Annotated in this window: 3 protein-coding genes and 1 pseudogene; 1 reads left to right on the top strand and 3 read right to left on the bottom strand. The window is 70.9% G+C overall.

All coding sequences use genetic code 11. The annotated features are described in order from the left end of the window. Window positions 1-226 (bottom strand): annotated as a pseudogene (locus DQW06_RS09490) (hypothetical protein); the annotation flags it as partial. 267 nt (window positions 227-493) lie between these two features. Between DQW06_RS09490 and DQW06_RS09485 the strand changes: the two are divergent. Further along, the gene (locus DQW06_RS09485; RefSeq protein ID WP_117198308.1) at window positions 494-1,189 is read left to right on the top strand and encodes a M50 family metallopeptidase; all 696 of its coding nucleotides are present in this window, start codon (window positions 494-496) and stop codon (window positions 1,187-1,189) included. A 163-nt stretch (window positions 1,190-1,352) separates the two neighbouring features. Here the strand turns inward: DQW06_RS09485 and DQW06_RS09480 are convergent, their stop codons facing one another. Together DQW06_RS09480 and DQW06_RS09475 are read right to left on the bottom strand one after the other, a co-directional pair. Further along, window positions 1,353-1,703 carry an STAS domain-containing protein gene (locus tag DQW06_RS09480; protein ID WP_017567895.1) on the bottom strand — a complete coding sequence of 117 codons (351 nt, stop codon included), beginning with the start codon at window positions 1,701-1,703 and terminating at the stop codon, window positions 1,353-1,355. Between the two features lie 586 nt (window positions 1,704-2,289). Further along, the coding region (locus DQW06_RS09475; protein WP_117198307.1) for a hypothetical protein at window positions 2,290-3,858 on the bottom strand (1,569 nt) is incomplete at its 5' end.

Raw genomic sequence — 3,858 nt, 5'->3', positions numbered from 1 at the left:
CGCCCTTCCCGCGCTTGTCCTTCTTGCCCTCGTCGTCGTCCTCGCCCTTGTGGTCCCTGCCCTTGTCACCGTGGTCGTGCCCGTTGTCACCGTGATCGTGGTGCCAGCCGTTGTCGTGGTGACCGTGGTAGCCGTTGTGCTCCTCGTCCGCGACGGCGGGGGAAGCAGCGCCGATGACGGCACCGGCGGTCAGGGCCATAAGGGCGAGTCCAGCGATACGCTTCACAATAATCCTTGCTTTGAGTAGCCAGAAAATCACTGACAGTGATGAATGTAAGCTGGCGACCCTCGTTTGGCCAGTTCATCGGCGCAAGGAAGTCACATTGTTCTCGGGGAGCGTTCGCATTCCGCGACAGAACACGGAACTTCCCCACATGCCCTAAAGTTCGGCAAGGGCCCCTGTTCCACGCGTCTCCCGGCAACCGCGGCGCGCACCGGTGGGCCCGTGCACGATCGGGTCGAACCAGAGTCGGGGGCACACGTGGGAACAACCTTGGGCGACGTCTGGCGGGAAGTGCTGTCGGTCCAGCCCGAACCGGAGCGGTGGATCATCGTCACCGCGGCGGTGCTGGCCCTGGCGGCCGTGCTGCTCGGACCGCCCTGGCGGATCGGGCGCAACGTCGTCACCATCGCCCACGAGGGCGGGCACGCCCTGGTCGCCCTGCTCAGCGGCCGCCAGCTCACCGGGATCCGCCTGCACTCGGACACCTCCGGGGTCACCGTGTCCCGGGGCAAACCGGCCGGCGTCGGCATGGTCCTGACCGTCTTCGCGGGCTACGTCGCCTCGTCGGTCATCGGCCTGCTCGGCATCCTCATGCTCATGTCGGACCGCGTCACCGCCCTGCTGTGGCTGAGCATCGTGGTGCTCGCCGCCATGCTCCTGATGATCCGCAACGTCTACGGCGTGGTGTCGATCGTGGTGACCGGCGCGGTGGTGTTCGGGATCAGCTGGTTCACCCCGCCGGAGGTGCAGGCGGCCTTCGCCTACCTGTTCATCTGGTTCCTGCTCTTCGCGGGCGTGCGGCCGGTGATCGAACTCCAGGCCCAGCGCAGGCGCAACCCCTCACCGCACTCTGACGCCGACCAGCTGGCCCGTCTCACCGGCGTGCCGGGAACCCTGTGGGTCGTGGTCTTCTTCCTGGTCAACGCGGCCGTGACCGGCCTCGGTGTCTGGCTGCTGCTCTTCTAGGCCGGTCCGCGCGGGCAAGCGGTCCGCCGACCGCAGGCGCGGCGGCCCCGGACACGACGGAGGGGCGCGACCGCTGTGGTCGCGCCCCTCGCGTGCGTGCTGTGGCCGTGTCCGCTGGCGACGTGTGTCCGGGAGGCTGCCCCGGGGGTGAGCGGCACGGGCGCTAGGCGCGCGGCGCCGTGAGCGCCTCCGAAACCGTCGTGAAGACGGGGATGCGCGTGTCGAGCGAGGTCACCCGCAGGGTCTGGAGCACCCGGTGGATGGGTGAGGCGATGGCCAGGACCGCCTTCTGCTCCTTGGCCGCCTTGTGCGCGCGGATCAGGACGCGCAGACCGCTGGAGTCGATGAACCGCAGGTCGGCACAGTCCAGGACCACACGGCCGAAGGGCTGCGTGGTCAGAGCCTCGGTCACCGCCTCCTGGAAGCGGTGCTCGGTGGCCATGTCGATCTCCCCGTCCAACGCCAGGACCCGTCCGGCGTCGTGCAGGGTGGAGGAGATGTTCAGGTCGGGCATGGCGACTCCGGCGTATTCGGGCCTCGCCTGACGGATCGGCGCGGTGGGCCGCACGCGGCTCCACGAGCGCGTGCCGACCGGGACGTTGGTCGTGTTACCGCGGTGGCCAAGCTGATGGTTCATCAAGTTCCTTGCGTGATGCCCCCGGTGCGGGGGTGAAACGCCCTTCTCGCCTGGGTCTGCTGGACGGGTCCGCGTGAAACGCAGTCACCGGGCAAACGTACGGACCAGGGCCGGAAGTTCCTGCGTGCCCGTGCCCTTGCGATGGAGGCGGCGAGGACGGACGGTGCGCCGGTGGGCGCCGAGCCGCTGCCTCGGGCCACTCCCGCCCTCGGCAACTGTGCAAACCAGCCCGCGGGGGCGGGCATTCCCCGCCGATGCGGCGGGGGTGGCCGTCGGACGGCGGTGCCTGGCCTCTTCCGAACGGTCGGTCGGACCGGCTCTGCGCCCGGCGAAGCGCCGGGTGTCTCCCATGAGAGGCCGTCCAGCCACGGACTTTACCACAGCGCCGTGGCCGATTCGTGACGTGAGCGACGCAAGGCCGTGCTCGCGTCCTTTGCTCCCCGTGTGCTTTATGAGGTATGCATCACATGCACTGGGCGTTCTCGACGGGTTCGGGGTCCGGTGTCCGGTCCTCGTCCCTCTGCTGGAGGGCCCACACGCACGCCGACAGTGTGAGCGGCACCACCACCGTCAGCGCGATAGCCGGGATCGCCACCCCCGAGTCGTTGACCGCGAAGCCCACCAGCGCGGTCACCAGGGAGCCGGTCAGTCCGGCCCGCAGCGTCGGCGCGTACTCGTAGGCCACCTGGAGCGCGCCGATCCGCCAGTGGGTCGGCCGGTGCAGCATCACGAACAGGAACACCAGCGCGCACGCCGCCAGCAGGGTCAGCTGCCAGTTGCCCAGGGTCCCCAGCATCGCGCTCAGCTTGCGGGCCACCACCGCACCCGCCTCCCCGCTGACCACCTGGGCCGCGAACGCCCCGAGGTGACTGCGGTCCCCCGGCGGGCGCAGGTAGTCCAGCCACGAGATCAGCGAGATCGCCGCCACCGTCACCAGGGCCACCACGGCCAGACGCACCGCCGTCACGCGCACCCCGGCGATCATCATCGTCGTCACCGCCAGGCCGGGGATCAGCGCGATCACCCCGCCGAAGTCGGTACCCAGGCCCGGCCAGCCCACGATCAGCACGGTCGCCGCCCCGACGACCAGGGTCACCGCCACGGCGGAGCGCCGCCAGCCCCGCGAGACCAGTTCGTGGGAGATCCCCGCCACCGTCATCAGCATGCCGGTCGCGAACGTCGCGAACGCGATGTTGCCGACCCCGTAGAACCGGCCCGCCACGATCGGCGAGTACCCCGTGGGCGAGTTCATCTGGAGGTAGGCGCCGAAGCACAGGTCCAGGAAGAGCACCGCGGTGGTCGCGCCCGCGACCACCGTCATCGGGCCCAGGGCGGTGCGCCGCCACGGTCCCGCCATGGCCAGCGCCACCACCAGGGCGTCCGCGGCCAGGACGCACACCAGCAGCGACAACAGCGGAGAGGACGAGGCCCACCACGGGATGAGGTTGGCCAGGTAGCTGGCCACGGGGAAGGCCGCCCCGGCCAGCGCCACCGCCCGCGTCAGCGTCAGCACGCGCGCGCGTTTGCCGCGCTGCCGGTTGGAGTAGCGGTGCAGCGCGTAGGCCGCCGCCGCGTAGACGAGCAGCTGGAAGGCGACCAGGCCGCTGAAGAAGCCCGGGATGGCGGCGCCCACCACCACCGCGGCGGTGTTGAACTCCACCAGCCGCCCGACGGCCTCGTCCGTCGCCGGCGGCCGGTCGGCCAGGTGCCAGGCCCGGCCGCTGGTCGGCTCGGTGGCCCGCATCCCCAGGGCGGTCAGGATGGTCGGCGTGGTGTCGGTGAGCACCACCAGCCCGGCCCGGCGGGTCGAGTCCGAGGCCAGGAAGGCCCCCTCCCCGGTGAACCCGGCCTCCGCGACCTCCCCGGACACGGCCACCGTGAGCTGGGAGGGCCCGGTGTCCATGGAGACGCCGACCACCATCAGCGACGAGCCGGTCGGCAGCACGCGCTCCAGCGTCCGCAGCCGCTCGTCCATGTCGGCCAGCGCCTTGTCGCGCTCCCATTCGGGGACGTCCTCGGGGTCGGGCTCGGG

Source organism: Nocardiopsis sp. TNDT3, from assembly GCF_003427465.1.
In the GTDB taxonomy this organism is placed as follows: Bacteria; Actinomycetota; Actinomycetes; order Streptosporangiales; family Streptosporangiaceae; genus Nocardiopsis; species Nocardiopsis dassonvillei.
The sequence above is the reverse complement of the archived record's forward strand: the minus strand, read 5'-3'. Positions and strand labels throughout refer to the sequence as shown.

What these genes read in the sequence shown, in the direction of transcription:
- DQW06_RS09480 (WP_017567895.1), bottom strand. Translation starts at nt 1,703, where the DNA reads ATGCCCGACCTGAACATCTCCTCCACCCTGCACGACGCCGGACGGGTC.